Here is a 19,582-nt window from a genome sequence, read left to right as displayed (position 1 = left end):
CTTGCGGCCACCCGTCGCGAGGTCGATGAGGGGCGATCGCGAGGAGCCCCGGCCTCGAAGGACCACCATGGCGCAGCCCCCGGCTGGAACTGTGCGGAGCCGACCCGACCGGTGCCCCGGTGTCGTGCACCCCTGGCCCGCCGACGACGGCGGCCTGGTGCGGATCCGGGTCCCCGGCGGACGCGTGCCGCTCGCCGCCCTGCGGGCGCTGGCCGAGGTCGCGCAGGAGCACGGCGACGGCCGGGTCCGCGTCACCGGCCGGGCGAACCTGCAGGTCCGGGCCATGCCCCTGACCGCGGACGGCCTCCTCGAGGACGCCGCGCTGGCGGCGCTGGAGGCCACCGGCCTGCTGCCCTCGCGCACCCACGACCGGGTGCGCAACGTGCTGGTCTCCCCCCAGACCGGCCTCGCCGGCGGCCGCGCCGACCTGCGGCCCGTGCTCGCCGCCCTCGACGCGCTGCTGCTGGCCGACCCCGCGCTCGCGGGCCTGCCGGGACGCTTCCTGTTCACCCTCGACGACGGCCGCGGCGACCTCGCCGACAAGCACCTCGACCTCGGCCTGGTCGCCCTCGACGACACCACCGCCCAGCTCCGCGTCGGCGAGCAGTGGGGCGAGGTGGTCGCCCTGAGCGAGGCCCCCACGGCCCTGGCCGCGCTGGCCCGGGCGTTCCTGGCCGCCCGCGGCACCGGGCCGGACGCGCCCTGGCACGTGAGCGAGCTCCATCGTCCCCTCGCCCCAGCGGCCGCGGCCGCACCGGGCGCCCCCGTCGCGACCGGGCCGCTCCCCCTCGGCCCGGTCGCCGGCGGCCGCCACGTCGCCGTACCCGACGACGGGCTGGACCTGACCACCATCGCGGCCTGGACCGCACCCACCGTGATCGTGACGCCCTGGCACGGCGTGCTCATCCCCGAGGAGAACCGATGACCGAGCTCACCGCTCCCCCGCGCCGGTACGACTACATCGCCGACGGACCGGCGATCTACGTCGACTCGTTCGCGACCATCCGCCGCGAGTCGGACCTCTCGCAGGTGCCGGCGGAGGCCGAGAAGGTCGCCGTCCGGATGATCCACGGCAGCGGTCAGACCGATCTCGTCCAGGACCTGGTCATCCACCCCCGGCTGGTCCCGGCGGCCCGCGCGGCGCTGGACGCGGGTGCGCCGATCCTGTGCGACGCCCGGATGGTCGCGATGGGCATCACCGCCGGCCGCCTGCCGGCCGACAACCCGGTGCACTGCTTCCTCACCGACGAGCGGGTCCCCGCCCTGGCCAAGGAGTGGTCGACCACGCGTACGGCGGCCGCCGTCTCGTTGTGGGAGCCGCTGCTCGACGGCGCGGTGGTCGCCATCGGCAACGCCCCGACCGCGCTGTTCCACCTGCTGGAGATGATCCTCGCCGGTGGCCCGCAGCCCGCCGCGATCGTCGGTTGCCCGGTCGGCTTCATCGGCGCCGCGGAGTCCAAGGACGCGCTGGTGGCGTTCGCCGACGAGCACGGCATCGACATCCCGTTCGTCACCGTCCGCGGTCGCCGCGGCGGGTCGGCGATGGCGTCGTCGGCCGTCAACGCGCTGGCCCAGGAGGCGGAGTGACCACGAGCACCGGCAGCTTCTCCGTCGTCGGCATCGGCCCCGGCGACCCCGAGCTGATCACCCGCAAGGCCGAGCGGCTGATCGGCGCGGCCCCCGTCGTCGCCTTCCACGCCGGCGTGCGCAAGGAGTCGCACGCCCGCCGCATCGCCGCCGACCTGATCCCGGCCGACGCGATCGAGGAGGAGCTGCGCTACCCGGTCACCACCGGGACCACCGACCACCCCGGCGGGTACGTCGGCGCGCTCGCCGCCTTCTACGACGAGTGCGAGACCCGGCTCGCCGCGCACCTCGACGCCGGCCGCGACGTGGTCCTGCTCGCGGAGGGCGACCCGCTGTTCTACGGCTCCTCGATGTACCTCGTCGACCGCTTCCGCGACCGCTTCCCTGTCGAGGTCGTCCCCGGCATCCCGGCCTTCGCCGCCGCCACCGCGACCGTCCCGGCCCCGCTGGTGCGGCAGACCGACGTCCTCACGGTGCTGCCCGGCACCCTTCCCGAGCCCGAGCTCGCCCGCCGCCTCGCCGACACCGACGGCGCGGTGATCATGAAGCTCGGCCGGACCTTCCCCACCGTCCGGGCCGCCCTCGCGGCCGCCGGCCGGCTGGAAGGGGCGCTGTACGTCGAGCGCGCCTCCCAGCCCGAGGAGCGCTGGCTGCCCGTCGCCGAGGTCGACGCCGACTCCGTGCCGTACTTCTCGCTCATCGTGGTCCCCGGTGACTCCGCCCGGCCGGCTTCCGCTGAGCGGATGCGCGGGCGCGCCGTTTGGTCACAAACCGCACGTTCCGAGCCAGAATCCATGCGGTTTGGGACCAAACCGCAACCCGCAGAGCTCCTCGTCGTCGGCCTCGGCCCCGGCCCCGACGGCTGGCTCACCCCGGAGGCGAGCGCCGCCCTGGGGGAGGTCGAGCACGTGGTCGGCTACGCGCCGTACGTCAACCGGGTGCCGCAGCGCCCCGGGCTCCAGCGGCACGCGTCGGGCAACACGGTCGAGGTCGACCGGGCCCGGTTCGCGCTCGACCTGGCCCTGCGCGGAGAGCGGGTGGCGGTCGTGTCCGGCGGCGACGCGGGCGTGTTCGGCATGGCCGCCGCGGTCTTCGAGGCGGCCGCCGACCCGGAGCACCCGGAGCACGCGACGGTGCCCGTTCGGGTCCTGCCGGGGGTCAGCGCGGTCCAGGCGGTCGCGGCCCGCGCGGGCGCGCCGATCGGCGCCGACTTCGCGGTCCTGAGCCTCTCCGACCGGCTCAAGCCGTGGCCGGTCGTCGAGCGCCGGCTGCGCGCGATCGCCGAGGCCGACCTGGTGCTGGGCGTCTACAACCCGGCCTCCCGCTCGCGTCGCGAGCAGGTCGTGGAGATGCAGAAGATCCTGCTGGAGCACCGCTCCCCCGACACCGTCGTGGTCGTCGGCCGCGACGTCGGCCGCGCCGAGGAGTCACTGACCGTGACGACCCTCGGCCTGCTCGACACCGACAGCATCGACATGAAGTGCCTGCTGATCATCGGCGCCTCCGCCACCCGGGTGGAGCCCAACGGCATCGTCTGGACGCCCCGGTGGGTCGAGTGACCGGCCGACGGATCACCGTCGTCGGCATCGGCGCCGACGGCCACCTCCCGCCCGCCTCCCGGGCCCTGGTCGGCAACGCCGAGGTGCTGCTCGGCGGCGAGCGCCACCTCGACCTGGTGCCCGCCGTCCCCGGTCAGGTACGCCGCCCGTGGCCGCGCCCGCTGTCCGCACTGCCCGGCGTGCTGAAGGAGCACCGGGGCCGCAGCATCGTGGCCCTGGCGTCGGGCGACCCGCTGGTCTCCGGCATCGGTACGACGCTCATCCGGCTGCTCGGACCCGACGCGGTCGACGTCGTCCCGGCCGTGTCCTCGGTGTCCCTCGCGCGGGCGCGGATGGGCTGGTCGGCCGAGGAGTCCGCCGTCGTGACGCTGGTCGGCCGCGACGTCGACGCGCTGCGCCGCGAGCTCGCCCCCGGCCGGCGGCTGCTGGTGCTGTCCTCCGACGAGAGCACCCCGGCCGCGGTGGCTGCGCTGCTGGAGGAGTCCGGCTTCGGTGCCACGACGATCCACGTCCTCGGCGACCTGGGCAGTGGTGCCGAGACCCACGCGGTCCACCCCTGCCCGGTCCCGCGGCTGCACGTCCTCGCCCTCGAGGTCGCCGGCGACGGCTTCGCCACGTGGGCGACCGGGCTCCCCGACGACGCCTTCGAGCACGACGGACAGCTGACCAAGCGCGACGTCCGCGCCAGCGCCCTCGCCCGGCTCGCCCCGCGGCCCGGCGACCGGCTCTGGGACGTCGGCGCCGGGGCCGGGTCGGTCGCGATCGAGTGGCTGCGCGCGCACCCGCTCACCACCGCCACCGCGGTCGAGGCCGACGAGGAGCGCGCGGCCCGGATCGGTCGCAACGCGAGCCGGCTCGGCGTACCCCGCCTCGAGGTGGTCACCGGCCGTGCCCCCGACGCCCTCGCCGGCCTGCCCACGCCCGACGCGGTCTTCGTCGGGGGCGGCGCGACCGCGGACGGCCTGGTCGGACTGTGCCGTGACGCCCTCGCACCCGGCGGCCGGCTGGTCGCGCACGGCGTGACCCTGGAGACCGAGCGGCTGCTCGTCGACGCCTTCGGCGCCCACGGCGGCGAGCTGACCCGGCTCTGTGTCGAGCACGTCACCCCGCTGGGCGGGCGGTTCACCGGCTGGACGCCGGCCCGTGCCGTCGTGCAGTGGGCCTGGACCAAGCCGATCGAGGGAGAAGCTCCGTGACCGTGCACTTCGTCGGCGCCGGCCCCGGCGCGGCCGACCTGATCACCCTGCGCGCGGCGACCCTGCTCGGCAAGGCGGACGTCGTGCTGTACCCCGGCACCTACATCGACGCCGAGGTGCTCTCGCACTGCCGCGAGGACGCCGACCGGGTCGACACCCAGGACCTCGACCTCGACCGGATCACCGCCGTGATGGTGCAGGCGCACGTCGGCGGGCGCGACGTCGTCCGGCTCACGTCGGGCGATCCCTCGCTCTACTCCGCCCTGCACGAGCAGACCCGACGCCTCGACGCGGCCGGGGTGCCGTGGGACGTGACGCCCGGCGTGCCGGCGTACGCCGCCGCGGCAGCGATCGTCGGGCGCGAGCTGACGGTGCCACTCGTCGCGCAGTCGGTGGTGCTGACCCGTACCCAGGCACGCTCGACGGCGATGCCGGAGCGCGAGTCGCTGGCGGCGTACGCAGCGACCGGCGCGACCCTCGTGCTGCACCTCGCGATCACCCGCACCCGCACGCTGATGGCCGAGCTGGTCGCGCACTACGGCGAGGACTGCCCGGTCGCGGTCGTCTCCCGCGCCTCGCAGCCCGAGGAGCTCGTGCTGCGCGGCACCGTCGGCACCGTCGCCGACCTCGTCGAGGACGCCGGGCTGCGGCAGGCCGCCGTGATCCTGGTCGGTCCGGCGCTCGCGTCCGGCGATCAACGCTCGGACGCCGAGTCGTACCTGTACTCCCCCGAACGCGTGGCCCGCAAGGAGCGCCTCCGATGACCTCCCCCCAGATCCAGCACTTCCCCTTCAGCGCCGTGGTCGGCGCCGACGGCCCGGACGGACCGGACCCGATGGCCCTGGCCCTGATCCTCACCACGATCGCTCCCGAGGTCGGCGGCGTGCTGGTGCGCGGCGAGAAGGGCACGGCCAAGTCGACGATCGTGCGCGCCCTGGCCGCCGTGCTGCCGCCCGTCGAGGACCGGCCGGTCCCGCTCGTGGAGCTGCCGATCGGCGCGACGGAGGACCGGGTCACCGGCTCCATCAACCTCGAGAGCGCGCTGGCGGAGGGCAGGGCCGAGTACGAGCCCGGCCTGCTGGCCAAGGCCCACCGCGGGATCCTGTACGTCGACGAGGTCAACCTGCTCCACGACCACCTGGTCGACCTGCTCCTCGACGCGGCCGCGATGGGCCGGGCGACCGTCGAGCGCGACGGGGTCTCGATGACCCACGAGGCGCGGTTCGTGCTGGTCGGCACGATGAACCCCGAGGAGGGCGAGCTGCGCCCGCAGCTGCTCGACCGGTTCGGCCTGACCGTCGAGGTCGCCGCCCCGCGCGACCCGGCCCTGCGGGCCGAGGTGGTCCGCCGACGGATGGCGTACGACGCCGACCCGGCCGGGTTCGCCGCCCGGTACGCCGACGCGGAGGCCGCGCTGCAGGCGCGGATCGCGTCGGCGCGGAGCCTGGTCGGCGAGGTCCGGCTCACCGACGCCGGACTGCTCAAGATCGCCGAGGTGTGCGCGGCGTTCGACGTCGACGGCCTGCGCGCCGACATCGTCACCGCCCGCACCGCGGTCGCCCACGCGGCCTGGTCCGGCCGCTCGCAGGTGACGCTCGACGACATCCGGGTCGCGGCCCGGCTGGCGCTGCCGCACCGGCGCCGGCGCAAGCCGTTCGACGCGCCCGGACTGGACGAGGACCTGCTCGACCAGGTGCTCGGCGACGACCTGCCGCCGGAGCCGGACGGCCCCGACGACGGGCCCGAGCCGGAGCCCCAGGGCCCCGCCGCCGACGGGGACGGCGCAGCCGACGACGGCGACGGCGATCCGGCCGACGCACCCGCCGACGCACCCGCCGACGCACCCGCCAGTGCGCCGCCGACGGATGGCGACGGCACGGGCACCGCGCCGAGCAACGTCGCGGCCACCGCGGCGGCGTACCGCACCCGGCTGCTCACCGTCCGCGGCGTCGGCGCCGGCACCGCCGGACGGCGCAGCCGGGCCCGCACCAGCAACGGCCGCCGGATCGGCGCGACCACCCCGACCGCCGCGGGCGGTGCGATCCACCTCACCGAGACCATCCGGGCGGCCGTGCGCCACCAGGTCGCACGTGGGCGGACCGGGGGTCGGCTGCTGCTGGAGCCGGCCGACCTGCGGGTCGCCGTGCGCGAGGGACGGGAGTCGAACCTCGTCCTGTTCTGCGTCGACGCCTCGGGGTCGATGGCCGCGCGGCGCCGGATGGAGCAGGTGAAGACCGCGGTGCTGAGCCTGCTGCTCGACGCCTACCAGCGTCGCGACAAGGTCGGGCTGGTCACCTTCCGCGGCGCCGAGGCCGAGGTGGCGCTGCCGCCGACGCACTCCGTCGACGCCGCCGCGCAGCGGCTGGAGGACCTGCCCGCCGGCGGCCGGACCCCGCTCGCCGAGGGACTCCTGGAGGCCGCGCACCTGCTCGCCGTCGAGCGCACCCGCGACCCGCAGCGGCGGGCACTGCTCGTCGTGGTGACCGACGGCCGCGCGACCGCGGGCGCCGACGCCGTGGTCCGCTCCCGGATGGCCGCGGGCCTGCTCGCCGAGGCCGGGATCGCCAGCGTGGTCGTCGACTGCGAGTCCGGCCCGATGCGGATGGGCCTGGCCGCCACGCTCGCCGAGCACCTCGGCGCCGAGCACGTCCCGATCGGCGAGGTCAGCGCCGAGGCGCTCGTCGACGTCACCCGGAGAGCCGCATGAGCACCACGACCACCGACCTGTACGACGTCATCGGCCGCCGCCGCGACGTCCGGGCCGAGTTCACCGGCGCGCCCGTGCCCGACGACGTGCTGCACCGGGTCCTCGATGCCGCGCACCGCGCCCCGAGCGTCGGCATGACGCAGCCGTGGGACTTCGTGCTGGTGCGCGACCCCGCGCTGCGGCGCACCTTCCGCGACCACGTGGCCACCGAGCGCGACACCTTCGCCGCCTCGCTGCCGCCCGAGCGGCGCACGACCTTCGACAGGATCAAGGTCGAGGGGATCTGCGAGTCGTCGCTGGGCGTCGTGGTCACCCACAGCCAGGCGCGCGGCGGCACCCACGTGCTCGGCCGGCACGCGATCGCCGACGCCGGCCTCTACTCGACGGTGCTGGCGATCCAGAACCTCTGGCTCGCCGCGACCGCCGAGGGCCTCGGCCTGGGCTGGGTGTCCTTCTACCGGGAGTCCTTCCTGCAGGAGCTGTTGGGGATCCCGGCCGACGTACGCCCGGTCGCGTGGCTGTGCCTCGGCACCGTCAGCCACCTCGAGACCGTGCCCGACCTCGAGCGGCACGGCTGGCGCTCGCGCCGCCCGCTCGCCGACGCCATCCACGAAGACACCTGGCAAGCAAGGGAGGACGACCATGCCTGAGGGCCAGCCGCTCGTCGTACCGGACGACGGGCTCACCACCCGCCAGCGCCGCAACCGGCCGCTCGTGATGGTGCACACCGGCGACGGCAAGGGGAAGTCGACCGCGGCCTTCGGGCTCGCGCTGCGCGGCTGGAACCAGGGCTGGGACATCGGGGTGTTCCAGTTCGTGAAGTCCGCGAAGTGGCGCCTCGGCGAGCAGACCGCGTTCGAGAAGCTGCCCCCGGGCAACGGCACCGTCGAGTGGCACAAGATGGGCTCGGGCTGGTCGTGGTCGCGCAAGGCCGGGTCCGAGGAGGACCACGCCGCCGACGCCGCCGAGGGCTGGGCGGAGATCAAGCGGCGGATCGCGGCCGAGCAGCACGACCTGTACCTGCTCGACGAGTTCACCTACCCGATCAACTGGGGCTGGGTGGACGTCGACGACGTCGTGGAGACGCTCGCGAACCGTCCGGGCCACCAGCACGTCGTGATCACCGGCCGCCGGGCCGACCCCAAGCTGGTCGAGCTCGCCGACCTGGTCACCGAGATGACCAAGGTCAAGCACCCGATGGACGTCGGCCAGAAGGGCCAGAAGGGCATCGAGTGGTGACGCCCCTGCCCCGCGTCGTCGTCGCCGCGCCCGCCACCGGACAGGGCAAGACGACCGTCGCCACGGGCCTGATGGCTGCCCTGGCGGCGGCGGGGCACGAGGTGAGCGGGCACAAGGTGGGCCCCGACTACATCGACCCCGGCTACCACGCGCTCGCCTGCGGGCGTCCCGGCCGCAACCTCGACCCGCACCTGGTCGGCGAGGACCTGGTCGCCCCGCTGCTGCTGCACGGCGCGCGCGGCGCCGAGGTCGCCGTGGTCGAGGGCGTGATGGGCCTCTACGACGGACGGATCGGCGGCAACGGCTTCTCCTCCACCGCCCACGTCGCCGCGCTGACCCGCACGCCCGTCGTCCTCGTCGTCGACATCTCCCGCTCCTCGCGCTCGATCGGCGCGGTGGTGCACGGCATGGCGACCTGGGACCCGAGCGTGTCGGTCGCCGGCGTGATCCTGAACCAGGCCGGCTCGCCGCGGCACGCCGACGAGGTCCGCTCGTCGATCTCCCTGCCCGTGCTGGGAGTCATCCCCCGCGACGCCTCGATCGCCACCCCCTCGCGCCACCTCGGCCTGGTCACCGCCGCCGAGCGCGGCGAGTCCGAGCAGGTCGTGGCGCGACTGGCCGAGGTCGTCGCCGAGCACGTCGACCTCGACGCCGTCCTCGCCCTCGCCCGGTCGGCGCCCCCGCTCGCAGCGGCTCCCTGGACCGCCGACCCGGCGCGCAATGGCTCGCAGATCCCGCCGACCCGGCAGAAGGTGGCAGTCGCGGCGGGACGGGCCTTCACCTTCCGGTACGCCGAGACCGCCGAGCTCCTCGCCGCCCACGGCTGCGACGTCGTCCCGTTCGACCCGGCGAGCGATCCGGCACTGCCGGACGGCACCGCGGGCCTGTACCTCGGCGGCGGGTTCCCCGAGGTGCACGCCGCCGACCTGACGGCCAACAGCACCCTGCGCGCCCAGATCCGCGAGGCCGTGCTCGACGGGCTGCCGACCGTCGCCGAGTGCGCCGGCCTGCTCTACCTGTGCCGCACCCTCGACGGCGCCCCGATGGCCGGCGTCCTCGACGCCGACGCGGCGATGACCGAGCGGCTCACCCTGCGCTACCCCGTCGCCACCGCGACCGCCGACACCTTGCTGACCCGCGCCGGCGAGCAGGTCACGGGGCACGAGTTCCACCGCACCACGGTCACCCCGACGGCCGCCGGGGCCCCGGCGTGGACGATCGACGGCGAGGACGTCGGCTTCGCCTCGCCGACCCTGCACGCGTCGTACCTCCACACGCACTGGGCCGGGCACCCCCGCCTCGCGGCCCGCTTCGCCGAGGCGGTGCACGCCCATGGTTGACCTGCGCCACCACGGCGACGTCGAGGCCCGCGGGATGCTCGACCTCGCCGTCAACGTGTACGACGGCCCGCGCCCCGCCTGGCTCGACGCAGCCCTGCGCAGCTCGCTGGACGAGGTCGGCGCCTACCCCGACCCGAGCGCCGCGCGCGCGGCCGTGGCCGCCCACCACGCGCGCAGCGAGGACGACGTGCTGGTGACCGCCGGCGCCGCGGAGGCGTTCACGCTGGTCGCCCGGCTGCGTGCCTGGCGACGGCCCGTGGTGGTGCACCCGCAGTTCACCGAGCCCCATGCCGCGCTCGAGCAGGCCGGCCACACGGTGACGCCGGTGGTGCTGCGCGAGCCGTTCACCCTCGACCCGGCCCTGGTGCCGCAGGACGCCGACCTGGTCGTCGTCGGCAACCCGACCAACCCCACCGGCGTCCTGCACCCCGCCGCCCTGCTGGACGGCCTGCGCCGCCCGGGCCGCCTGGTCGTGGTCGACGAGGCGTTCATGGACTGCGTCCCCGGCGAGCCCGAGTCCCTGGCCGGCGGCCCCCTGGACGGCATGGTCGTGCTCCGCTCCCTGACCAAGCACTGGGGCATCCCCGGCATCCGCGCGGGCTACGTCGTCGGCGACCCGCTCGTCGTCGCGGAGCTGGCGCGAGCCCAGACCCCGTGGTCGGTCGGCACCACCGCCGCCGCCGCGGTCGTCGCCTGCACCGGCCCCGAGGCGGCGCCGGAGGCCACGCGCAGGGCCGAGCAGGTCCGGGACTGGCGCGAGCACCTCGAGAAGGGCCTCGCCGACCTCGGCATCCACCACCTCCCGGCCACCGCGTCCTTCGTGCTGGCCCGGGTCGGCGACGGCGTGCACGCCGCCCTGCGCGAGCGCGGGATCGCCGTACGACGGGCCGACACCTTCCCCGGCCTCGACGGCAGCTGGATCCGGATCGCCGTCCGACCACCGGACACCACGAACGAGCTGCTGCGGGCACTGAGCGCGATGCCCTAGAGTCCTTCATGCAGGCACGAGGAAGCCGGTGGGAGTCCGGCACAGTCGCGCTACTGTGACACCGCCTCCGTCCCAGCAACAGCATGGGGACGGGTGCGGTGGAGTCAGGAACGAGTGCCTGCTCACACCTCACACCCATTGACCAGGGACGCTGAATCCCTGAGGAGGCACCATGTCGCAGTCCACTGCCACCCCCATCGCCGCGCCGGCCGTCCAGGTCCCGGTCGTCCCGCTGCTGCAGCTCGGCACCTGGGTCGTCTTCTTCGGCCTGCTCGCCATGCTGGCGATCTTCTTCGTGAGCGCCGACCAGGGTGCGATCTCGCTCCCCGCCGGCAACGCCGTGCACGAGTGGGTCCACGACGCCCGCCACCTCCTCGGCTACCCCTGCCACTGACCCCCGATGGGCACCGTTCCCAGGGACAGGTCTGTCCTCAGCCCGGCTGCCTTCCTCATCCGCGGGCTCGCGGTGGGCCTGGTCGCCGGCCTGATCGCCTTCGTCGTCGCGTTCGCCCTCGGTGAGCCGTACGTCGACGACGCCATCGCGCTCGAGGAGTCGGCTGCCGCGCAGCCGAGCGAGGGCCACGCCGGGCACACCGAGCACGCCGAGGAGCCGGCCGGCCAGGACGGCATGGTCGAGATCTCGCGCGAGAACCAGAAGAGCTGGGGCCTGCTGACCGGCACCCTCGCCATCGGCGCGGCCCTCGGCGGTCTCGCAGCGCTGGCGGCCGCCGCCGTGCTCGGCCGGCTCGGCAGCCTCTCGGCACGCGGGTCCACCGCGCTGGTGGTGCTGATCGGCTTCGTCGCGGTCACGCTCGTGCCGTTCACGAAGTACCCCGCCACACCACCGGCGGTCGGCAGCGGCGAGACGATCGGCGGCCGCACGGCGTCGTACTTCGGGCTGCTGCTGGTCTCCGTGCTCGCCGCGATCGCGGTGGTCGTGCTGGCCAACCGACTGCGCACCAGGTACGACGGCTGGACGGCCACCTTCGTCGCCGCCGGGGTCTACGTGGCGGTCGTGTCGGTCGCCGGGTACCTGCTGCCGACGGTCAACGAGCTCGGCGACTTCCCGGCCGACACGCTCTGGTACTTCCGCCGCTCCTCGTTGATCACCCTCGCCGCGCTGTGGGCGGGCATCGGCGTCGGCCTGACCGTCCTGGTCGGCCGGCTCCACGACCGAGCGGCGGCGGACCTCGCCCGCCGCCAGCTCGCCGCCAGCCTGTGACCGTCCCCTCGGCTGCGGGGCTGGTGCTCGGGTACGCCGCGGACCGGCTCCTCGCCGATCCGCGGCGTGGTCATCCCGTCGCCGGGTTCGGGCAGGTCGCCGCGGCCCTGGAGCGTGCGACCTGGCGCGACGAGCGCACCGCCGGCGTGCTGTACGCCGGCAGCCTGGTCGGTGGCGCCGTCGTGCTCGGCCTCGTCGCGCAGCGCGCACTGCCCGGCCCGCTGCCCCGAACGATCCTCACCGCGGCGGCCACCTGGGCGGTGCTCGGCGGCACCTCCCTCGACCGCGAGGCCGCGGAGGTCGGCCGCCTGCTCGCCGAGGGCGACCTGCCGCGGGCCCGACAGCAGCTGACCCACCTCGTGGGGCGCGACACCACCCGGCTCGACGAGGCCGAGGTGGTCCGGGCGACCCTGGAGTCGCTGGCGGAGAACACCTCCGACGCGGTGGTCGCGCCGCTCGTGTGGGGAGCCGTGGCCGGCGTACCAGGGCTGCTGGGGTACCGCGCCGCCAACACCCTCGACGCGATGGTCGGGCACCGCAGCGCCCGCTACGAGCGCTTCGGCTGGGCGGCCGCACGCATCGACGACCTGCTCAACCTGCCCGGCTCGCGGCTCACGGCCGTGCTCGGCACCGTGCTCGGCCCCGACCCGCGGGGAGCGTGGCGGGCCTGGCGCCGCGACGCCGCCGGTCACCCCAGCCCCAACGCCGGTCCGGTCGAGGCCGCCTTCGCCGGAGCGCTCGGCATCCGGCTCGGGGGCACCAACGACTACGGCGGCCGGATCGAGCACCGGGCGCTGATGGGCGACGGGCCCGCACCCGACCGGGCCGGCCTCGAGCAGGCCCGGGTGCTGGCCCGGCGGATCGGCACCGCGGCCGCACTGACCGCGGCGGGCGTCGCCCTGCTCCGACGCAGCTGATACCCAGATTTGGGTATCAACGCGGTCGGTCCCCGACTCCGTGGGTGTCAGTCACACCCCTCGGAAAGGAACCTGACATGCGTGTTCGACCCTCCAGCACCCTGGCCCGGGCGGCCTCGGCCGGCCTGCTCACGCTCGGCGTGAGCGCGGCCGCGACCGTCGCAGCCGTCGGCGACCCGGGCGTCAGCCCGCAGCACTACACCGACGCGCTCGCTCCGGGCGCCTCGGTGACGATCACCAAGACGGTGGAGACACCGCCCATCCCACCGAACCCCGACATCGTGTTCCTGGCGGACACGACCACCAGCATGACCGCGAGCATCGGCAACGTGCAGGCCAACGCCACCAGCATCGTCAGCCAGATCCTCGCGGCCCAGCCCAGCGCCCGGTTCGCCGTCGCCGACTACAAGGACACCGACGACGCGACCGGGTACTTCCTGCTGCGCCAGCAGCTGACCGGCGACACCACGGCGGTGACCAACGGGATCAACGCGTGGACGCCGCTCTCGGGCGGCGGCAGCGACGCGGCCGAGGACTGGGTCGGCGCCCTGGCGCAGGTGCCGGGCTCGATCGACTTCCGGGCCGACGGCTCCCCGATCGTCGTCATGTTCGGCGACTCGAGCAGCCACGACCCGTCGGCCGGCCAGTCCCTGGCCTCCGCGACGGCAGCCCTGCAGGCGGCCGGCATCCGGGTGATCGCGATCGCGGTCCCCGGCGCCGACGGCTACCTGTGGAACGGCCTCGACTCGGCCGGGCAGGCGTCGTACGTCACCTCGCAGACGGGCGGCACCCTCACCAACGCCGACCCCGGCGAGGTCTCGGACGTGATCCTCAGCCAGCTGCAGAACCTGCCGGCCGAGGTCACCCACGAGGTCGCCTGCGACCCGGGCGTGACGGTCACGCTGTCGCCCGGCTCGCGCAACGTCACCAGTGGCGCGACCACGACCTTCGACGAGACCATCACCCTCGCCGGTGATGCACCGCAGGGCCAGACCGTGTCGTGCACGGTGTCGTTCAAGATCAACGGCGCGGTCCCCGGCCCGGAGTTCGTGCAGAGCGTCGACATCGCCGTCAAGGACGTCACGCCCCCGGACGTGACTGTCGAGAGCAAGACCGTCGAGGCCACCAGCCCCGCCGGCGCCGTCGTGTCGTACGACGCCAGCGCGCTCGACAACGTCGACGGACCGCTCACCCCGACCTGCGTGCCGCCCTCCGGCTCGCAGTTCCCGCTCGGCAGCACCACCGTGAGCTGCGAGGCCACGGACGCCGCCGGCAACACCGGCCACGGCTCGGGCACGATCGAGGTCGTCGACACCACCCCGCCGAGCGTCACCTGCGCCGAGTCGACCAACCCGGGCGGCACCGTGCCCAAGGCCGGCGGCACACGGCCGAACCCGCAGGGCCAGAACCAGGACGGGTTCTACCGGCTCGACGCCACCGATGTCGTCGACACCGACCCTGACGTCTACCTGCGCGACACCGGCAGCGGCCACGTCTGGGGCCCGTTCGCCAGCGGCCAGCGGATCAAGTACACCCAGGCCGCGTCCGGTCCCCGGCAGTCGTCGATGGCCGGTGGCATCACGCACCTGACCGGGACGGGTGACGCGGAGCTGTACGCCGTGGACTTCTCGGGCAACGCGGCCGCCCCGGTGGCCTGCCTGGTCCCGGCCCCGCCGAAGTAGTCAGCCCACCGTCGTCGGGCCGGTCACGTCGTGGCCGGCCCGATGATCGCGTCGGCGTTGCGACCGACCCAGCGCAGCAGCGGCACCAGCACCTCGGCGAGGTCCTCGCCGAGCGGGGTGAGGCTGTAGTCGACGCGCGGCGGCATCACCGGCTGCTGCTCGCGGTGCACCAGGCCGTCGGCCTCGAGGGTCTTCAGGGTCTGGGCGAGCATCTTCTCGCTGATCCCCTGGGCCCGGCGGCGCAGGTCGCTCCAGCGCTGCGGACCGTCGGTGAGCGAGACCAGGACGAGCACGCCCCACTTGCTCATCACGTGGTCGAGCAGCACCCGGCTCGAGCAGGCCGCGGGGAACACCCCGCCCGGGAACTGCTCGAAGATCGTGTCGGTACTTTCTGCCACGTCAGTACCTTACTTCAAAGTGCGTACTAACCAATGGGAAGCAACTACCCGAACGACCCGTTGAGGAGGTCGACAAGCACGACCCCACCGTTCGAAAGGCAGCACCCATGTCCCTCGTCGTCACCGGCGCCACCGGCCACCTCGGCCGCCACGTCGTCGCCTCCCTCCTCACCAAGGGCGTCCCCGCCGACCAGGTCGTCGCGCTGGGCCGCGACGAGGAGCGGCTCGCCGGCCTCGCCGACCTCGGCGTCACCACCCGCAAGGTCGACTACGCCGACGCCGAGGCCCTCGCCGCCGCCTTCGCCGGCGCGGACCGGGTGCTGCTCATCTCGGGCAGCGAGGTCGGCCAGCGCCTCCCCCAGCACCAGAACGTCATCGACGCCGCGAAGGCTGCCGGCGTCACCCTGCTGGCCTACACGAGCATCCCCCACGCCGACACCTCGGGCATCGCGCTGGCCGCCGAGCACGCGGCGACCGAGAAGGCGATCCTCGCCTCCGGCCTGCCGCACACCTTCCTGCGCAACAGCTGGTACCTCGAGAACTACACCGACCAGCTCGCGACGTACGCCGCGCACGGCGTCGTCGGTGCAGCCGGTGACGGCCGGGTCAGCGCCGCCACCCGCGCCGACTTCGCCGAGGCCGCGGCCGCCGCACTCCTGCTCGAGCAGCCGAAGCCGGTCTACGAGCTCGGCGGCGCCGCGTTCAGCCTCAAGGAGCTCGCCGCCACCGTCGGCGAGGTCCTCGACAAGGACGTCACCTACACCGACCTCCCGGCCGACGAGCTGACGAAGGTCCTGGTGGGCGCCGGCCTGCCGGAGCAGTTCGCGGCCGTCCTCGCCGACGCCGACCTCGGTCTGGGCCGCGGCGAGCTGTACGTCGAGCCGACCGACCTCGAGGAGCTGCTGGGCCGCCCGGCGACCTCGCTCGCGGACGCCCTGCGCGCCGCGCTCTGAGATCCCGGGCGTGTGCTCCTCACCGGTCGCGGGCATCGACGATGCATGGCGATCGATGAGGAGCACACCCGTCCCGACGGCGTCGACGACCTGACGGTCGAGGCGCTCGGCGACATCTCGGAGGCACTGGAGGCGGTGGAGGTCGCCCGCGGCCACCTGTACGCCTTCCACCGGATGAGCGGCACCGCCGACCTGACCCTCGGCAAGGGCGTCGACGGGCTGCGCCGGGCCGGCCACAGCGAGCTGGCCGACCGGATCGAGCGCGAGCTCGTCGGGCGCAACGTGCTCGACGGCCGCTGGACGTTCCAGGTCGTCGAGGAGTACGACGACGGCTACTACGCCGCGTTCAAGGAGCTCGAGCAGGCGGCCCGCGACGCCCTCGTCGCGGGCCGTCGCCACCTCTACGAGGCGGAGATGAAGGAGGACCGGCGCACCCACGGGCGGCGCGGTCACGAGCGGACCCCCTAACGGGACCGCAACCAGGCGACGACCGCGTCGACGTCGTGCACGGTGCCGACGCCCTCCGGCGCCGCCGCCCGTCGTACGACGACCACGGGGATGCCGAGCTCCGCGGCGGCCTCCATCTTCGGCCAGGTGAGCTCGCCGCCGGAGTCCTTGGTGACCAGGACGTCGCGGTCGGCCATCAGGTCCAGCTCGCGCTCGAGGGTGTAGGGCCCGCGCGAGGTCAGCAGCTCCCACGTGGGCGGGATCTCGACGTCCGGCGGGTCGACGACGCGGGCGAGCACCTGGCGCTCGGCGAGTGCGGGGACGAACCGGGCCAGCTCCTGGCGGCCGATGGTGAGGAACGGTCGGCTGCCGAGCTCGCCGGCGACGGTCGCGGCCTGCTCGTGGGTGTGCACCCAGATCCACGACGCGGTGGCGCGATCGGCCCAGCCGGGACGCTCGAGCCGCAGCAGCGGCACGCCGGCTGCCGCGCAGGCGCGCGCGGCGTTGCGGGAGATGCCCGCCGCGAACGGATGCGTCGCGTCGACGACCACGTCGAAGTCGGCCAGCGCCTCCTGCAGTCCGGCAACGCCGCCGAAGCCGCCGATCCGGACCTCGCCCACCGGCAGCCGGGGACGGGCGACGCGGCCGGCCAGCGACGAGACGACGGGGATGCCGGCCTCGACCAGCCGGGCAGCGAGGTCGCGGGCCTCTCCGGTGCCGCCGAGCAGCAGCACCCTCATCGGGTGAGCTCCAGCAGGGCGTCGACGTCGAGGTGCTCCTCGACGAGGTCGCCGAGCAGGTCCAGCCGGGCCGCGCGGGCGGCCGGGAAGGACGCGGCGCTGTCGATCCCGAGGCTCTCGGCGAGGTACGCCGCCCGGGTGGCGTCGTCCTCCAGGCTGCCGTGGACCATCGTCCCGGTCACCGTCCCGTTGACGGGGGAGCCGGTGATCCGCCCGTGGTGGATCTCGTAGCCGGCGGGCTCGTGCAGCACCAGCCGCTTGCGTGCGCCGAAGCGCGTGGTGAGGTCGAGCAGGCCGAGCCCGTCGACCGCGGCACCGGCCACGCCCTCGATGCCGTCGGGGTCCTCGATCCGGCGCCCGAGCATCTGGCAGCCACCGCAGATGCCCAGCACGGGACGCCCCGCCTCGGCGTGGCGGACGATCGCAGCGTCCAGGCCGCGCTCCCGCAGCCAGGCCAGGTCGGCGAGGGTCGCCCGGCTGCCCGGGAGGACGACGAGGTCGGCATCGGCCAACCGGGCCGGGTCGGAGACGAACTCGACGTCGAGGGCGGGTTCGAGCCCGAGCGCGTCGACGTCGGTGAAGTTGCTGATGCGCGGCAGCCGCACGACCGCCACCTTGCGCACGCCGGCGCCCACCTCGGCGCGGCGACCGGCGAGGTCGAGCGCGTCCTCGGAGTCCAGCCACAGGTCGGGGTGCCACGGCAGCACGCCGTACGTCGGGCGCCCGGTGCGCTGCTCGAGGTCGGCCAGGCCCGGTCGCAGCAGGTCGACGTCACCGCGGAACTTGTTGACGACGTACCCCTTGACCAGGGCCTGGTCCGCGGTGTCGAGCAGCATCAAGGTGCCGTAGGCGGAGGCGAACCAGCCGCCGCGGTCGATGTCGCCGACCACGACCGTCGCGACATCGCCGTGCCGGGCGAGGCCCATGTTGACGTAGTCGGTGGCGCGCAGGTTGATCTCGGCCGGGCTGCCCGCCCCCTCCGCCACGACGAGGTCGTAGCGCTCACGCAGGTCGTCGAAGGCCTCGAACGCGGTGGCCGCCAGCCGGGCGCGCCCGTCGTGCCAGTTGCGCGCCGACACCTCGCCGTCGGGCTGGCCCATCAGCACGACGTGGCTGCGCCGGTCGCTGCCGGGCTTGAGCAGCACCGGGTTCATCGCGACCTCGGGCTCGGCACCGGCGGCGATCGCCTGCACCCACTGGGCCCGGCCGATCTCGCCTGCCTCGCCGGCCTTGTCGACGACGACCATCGAGTTGTTGGACATGTTCTGCGCCTTGTACGGCGCCACCCGGATCCCCCGCCGCGCGAACGCCCGGCACAAGCCTGTCGTCACCACGCTCTTGCCCGCGTCGGAGGTCATCCCCGCCACCAGCAGCGCCCCGCCGCTCATCGGGGCCGCCGTCCGGCTGCATGGATTCCCTGACAGCGGTGACGCATGGAACTCATGTGACTCACCCCCGCTTCCCGCGGAACACGTGGCGCTGCAGCACAGCGGGCACGGGACCACCCTCGCGCACCCAGTCGACCACGGCGTCGGTGGACGCCGGGGACAGCACGCCGCCGAGCCAGGTGTCCTTGGGCCGGCGACCGCCGGGGAACCAGGTGAAGTCCCGCACCAGCACGACGTTCGACCGGTCGCACTCGTCGAGGCAGTCGACGACCCGCACCCGGACCCGCGGACCGCGGCGGCCCGCAGGGTCGTCGAGCGCCTCGATCTCGTCGCGCTGGGCTCGGTGGTCGACGTCGGGGTGCTTGCCGGTCGTGCCGCAGCAGCAGTCGCGGCACAGCAGCACGTCGCGTTCAGGCAGCGCCATCGGCGGGCCCCCTCAACAGGAACAGGTCCATCACCCAGCCGGCCTCGGCCTTCGCCGCCGCCCGCGCTGCCGCGATCGCCCCGACCACGTCACGCACCAGTCCGGACACGAGCCGCTCCCCCGTGCCGCCGAGGTTCGCGCCCCACCAGATCGACCAGTCCTCGAAGCCGTCGAGGTCGACGCCGGACGTCAGCATCACCACCACGTTGCGCTGCCCCGACGCCACGTCGGCCCGCAGCCGCCGCGCGGTCGTCACGTGCACCGGCTGCCCGACCTCGTGCAGCACGATCCCGTGCCGCGCCGCCAGCACCTGCGGGGCGCTGATCCCGGGCACCACGTCGAAGTCGACGCCCAGCCCCTCGAAGACCCGGATCGCCCCGTCGTACAGCGACGGGTCGCCCCACACCAGGAAGGCACACACGCCCTCCCGCGACGACAGCACGGAGCGGTACGCCGCCAGCCGGGCGTCGTACCAGTCCGCGACGGCACCCTCGTAGCCCGCGCGGTCCAGGCCCGGCGAGCGGTCCCGCTCGGGGTCGCGCACCACGACCAGCTCCAGGCCGTGGGCGGCGGCCACCGCCCGCCGTACGTCGAGCAGCGGGTCGTCCTCACCCTTCTGCACCGCCAGCGCGTAGTCGCACTCCCCCAGCGCCCGAGCGGCCTCCGGCGTCACGTGCTGCGGACCCATCCCGAAACCGACGATCCGCACCCGAGCGGCGCTCACCGGGCTCCCCCGGACATGCACCGATTGGGCACAGACCGCAGCCTCGTGCGGCGTGTCGCTGCGGTTTGGGA

The 19,582-nt window shown here is 74.7% G+C and carries 19 protein-coding genes and 1 pseudogene; 15 read left to right on the top strand and 5 right to left on the bottom strand.

Annotated elements, in window-relative coordinates:
* The first annotated feature begins 91 nt into the window (after window positions 1-91).
* The 13 genes and pseudogenes from BJ958_RS03130 (at window position 92) to BJ958_RS03070 (ending at window position 14,437) form a co-directional block, all read left to right on the top strand.
* The gene (locus BJ958_RS03130) at window positions 92-925 is read left to right on the top strand and encodes a nitrite reductase (RefSeq protein ID WP_343052544.1); all 834 of its coding nucleotides are present in this window, start codon (window positions 92-94) and stop codon (window positions 923-925) included.
* Window positions 922-1,587, top strand: coding sequence for a precorrin-8X methylmutase (locus BJ958_RS03125; protein WP_179725453.1), 666 nt, complete (start codon window positions 922-924; stop codon window positions 1,585-1,587). The genes BJ958_RS03130 and BJ958_RS03125 overlap by 4 nt, the downstream gene beginning before the upstream one ends.
* Entirely contained in the window at window positions 1,584-3,146 is a 1,563-nt protein-coding gene (gene cobJ, locus BJ958_RS03120; RefSeq protein WP_179725451.1) for a precorrin-3B C(17)-methyltransferase, read from the top strand. The genes BJ958_RS03125 and cobJ overlap by 4 nt, the downstream gene beginning before the upstream one ends.
* Window positions 3,143-4,342: a precorrin-6y C5,15-methyltransferase (decarboxylating) subunit CbiE gene (gene cbiE / locus BJ958_RS03115; RefSeq protein WP_343052543.1), complete on the top strand. Its 1,200-nt coding sequence runs from the start codon at window positions 3,143-3,145 to the stop codon at window positions 4,340-4,342. The genes cobJ and cbiE overlap by 4 nt, the downstream gene beginning before the upstream one ends.
* Complete coding sequence (gene cobM / locus BJ958_RS03110) at window positions 4,339-5,106, top strand: precorrin-4 C(11)-methyltransferase (RefSeq protein WP_179725447.1); 768 nt, start codon at window positions 4,339-4,341, stop codon at window positions 5,104-5,106. The genes cbiE and cobM overlap by 4 nt, the downstream gene beginning before the upstream one ends.
* The gene (locus tag BJ958_RS03105; RefSeq protein WP_179725445.1) at window positions 5,103-7,049 is read left to right on the top strand and encodes a VWA domain-containing protein; all 1,947 of its coding nucleotides are present in this window, start codon (window positions 5,103-5,105) and stop codon (window positions 7,047-7,049) included. Before cobM ends, BJ958_RS03105 begins: the two co-directional genes overlap by 4 nt.
* Entirely contained in the window at window positions 7,046-7,699 is a 654-nt protein-coding gene (gene bluB, locus BJ958_RS03100) for a 5,6-dimethylbenzimidazole synthase (RefSeq protein ID WP_179725443.1), read from the top strand. The genes BJ958_RS03105 and bluB overlap by 4 nt, the downstream gene beginning before the upstream one ends.
* Entirely contained in the window at window positions 7,692-8,288 is a 597-nt protein-coding gene (gene cobO / locus BJ958_RS03095; protein WP_179725441.1) for a cob(I)yrinic acid a,c-diamide adenosyltransferase, read from the top strand. Before bluB ends, cobO begins: the two co-directional genes overlap by 8 nt.
* Window positions 8,282-10,616 (top strand): annotated as a pseudogene (cobBC, locus tag BJ958_RS03090) (bifunctional hydrogenobyrinic acid a,c-diamide synthase/histidinol phosphate aminotransferase CobBC). The gene cobO and the pseudogene cobBC overlap by 7 nt, the downstream one beginning before the upstream one ends.
* Window positions 10,617-10,788: 172 nt before the next feature.
* Window positions 10,789-11,010, top strand: a complete 222-nt coding sequence (locus BJ958_RS03085; RefSeq protein WP_179725438.1) for a CbtB-domain containing protein — start codon at window positions 10,789-10,791, stop codon at window positions 11,008-11,010.
* 6 nt (window positions 11,011-11,016) lie between these two features.
* Complete coding sequence (locus tag BJ958_RS03080; RefSeq protein ID WP_179725436.1) at window positions 11,017-11,838, top strand: CbtA family protein; 822 nt, start codon at window positions 11,017-11,019, stop codon at window positions 11,836-11,838.
* Window positions 11,835-12,755 (top strand): cobalamin biosynthesis protein, encoded by a 921-nt coding sequence (locus tag BJ958_RS03075; protein ID WP_179725434.1) that lies wholly within the window; start codon window positions 11,835-11,837, stop codon window positions 12,753-12,755. Before BJ958_RS03080 ends, BJ958_RS03075 begins: the two co-directional genes overlap by 4 nt.
* A gap of 77 nt (window positions 12,756-12,832) precedes the next feature.
* Window positions 12,833-14,437 (top strand): HYR domain-containing protein, encoded by a 1,605-nt coding sequence (locus BJ958_RS03070; protein ID WP_179725432.1) that lies wholly within the window; start codon window positions 12,833-12,835, stop codon window positions 14,435-14,437.
* Between the two features lie 23 nt (window positions 14,438-14,460).
* On the opposite strand, the gene BJ958_RS03065 is transcribed toward BJ958_RS03070, so the two are convergent.
* Window positions 14,461-14,835, bottom strand: coding sequence for a winged helix-turn-helix transcriptional regulator (locus BJ958_RS03065; RefSeq protein WP_273516736.1), 375 nt, complete (start codon window positions 14,833-14,835; stop codon window positions 14,461-14,463).
* Window positions 14,836-14,942: 107 nt separating this feature from the next.
* Here BJ958_RS03065 and BJ958_RS03060 point away from each other — a divergent pair, with 107 nt between their 5' ends.
* Window positions 14,943-15,788: an NAD(P)H-binding protein gene (locus BJ958_RS03060; protein WP_179725430.1), complete on the top strand. Its 846-nt coding sequence runs from the start codon at window positions 14,943-14,945 to the stop codon at window positions 15,786-15,788.
* 45 nt (window positions 15,789-15,833) lie between these two features.
* Window positions 15,834-16,256, top strand: coding sequence for a hypothetical protein (locus BJ958_RS03055; protein WP_179725428.1), 423 nt, complete (start codon window positions 15,834-15,836; stop codon window positions 16,254-16,256).
* On the opposite strand, the gene BJ958_RS03050 is transcribed toward BJ958_RS03055, so the two are convergent.
* The 4 genes from BJ958_RS03050 to BJ958_RS03035 form a co-directional block, all read right to left on the bottom strand.
* Window positions 16,253-16,975, bottom strand: coding sequence for a cobalt-precorrin-6A reductase (locus tag BJ958_RS03050; protein ID WP_179725426.1), 723 nt, complete (start codon window positions 16,973-16,975; stop codon window positions 16,253-16,255). The genes BJ958_RS03055 and BJ958_RS03050 overlap by 4 nt on opposite strands.
* A complete protein-coding gene (locus tag BJ958_RS03045; protein ID WP_179725424.1) occupies window positions 16,972-18,363 on the bottom strand; it encodes a cobyric acid synthase in 1,392 nt (463 codons plus the stop codon). Before BJ958_RS03045 ends, BJ958_RS03050 begins: the two co-directional genes overlap by 4 nt.
* A gap of 61 nt (window positions 18,364-18,424) precedes the next feature.
* On the bottom strand, window positions 18,425-18,787 hold the full coding sequence (locus tag BJ958_RS03040) for a (2Fe-2S) ferredoxin domain-containing protein (protein ID WP_179725422.1): 363 nt from the start codon (window positions 18,785-18,787) through the stop codon (window positions 18,425-18,427).
* Window positions 18,774-19,511: an SAM-dependent methyltransferase gene (locus tag BJ958_RS03035; RefSeq protein WP_273516729.1), complete on the bottom strand. Its 738-nt coding sequence runs from the start codon at window positions 19,509-19,511 to the stop codon at window positions 18,774-18,776. Before BJ958_RS03035 ends, BJ958_RS03040 begins: the two co-directional genes overlap by 14 nt.
* Window positions 19,512-19,582: the final 71 nt, after the last annotated feature.

This window comes from Nocardioides kongjuensis, assembly GCF_013409625.1.
In the GTDB taxonomy this organism is placed as follows: domain Bacteria; phylum Actinomycetota; class Actinomycetes; order Propionibacteriales; family Nocardioidaceae; genus Nocardioides; species Nocardioides kongjuensis.
The sequence above is the reverse complement of the archived record's forward strand: the minus strand, read 5'-3'. Positions and strand labels throughout refer to the sequence as shown.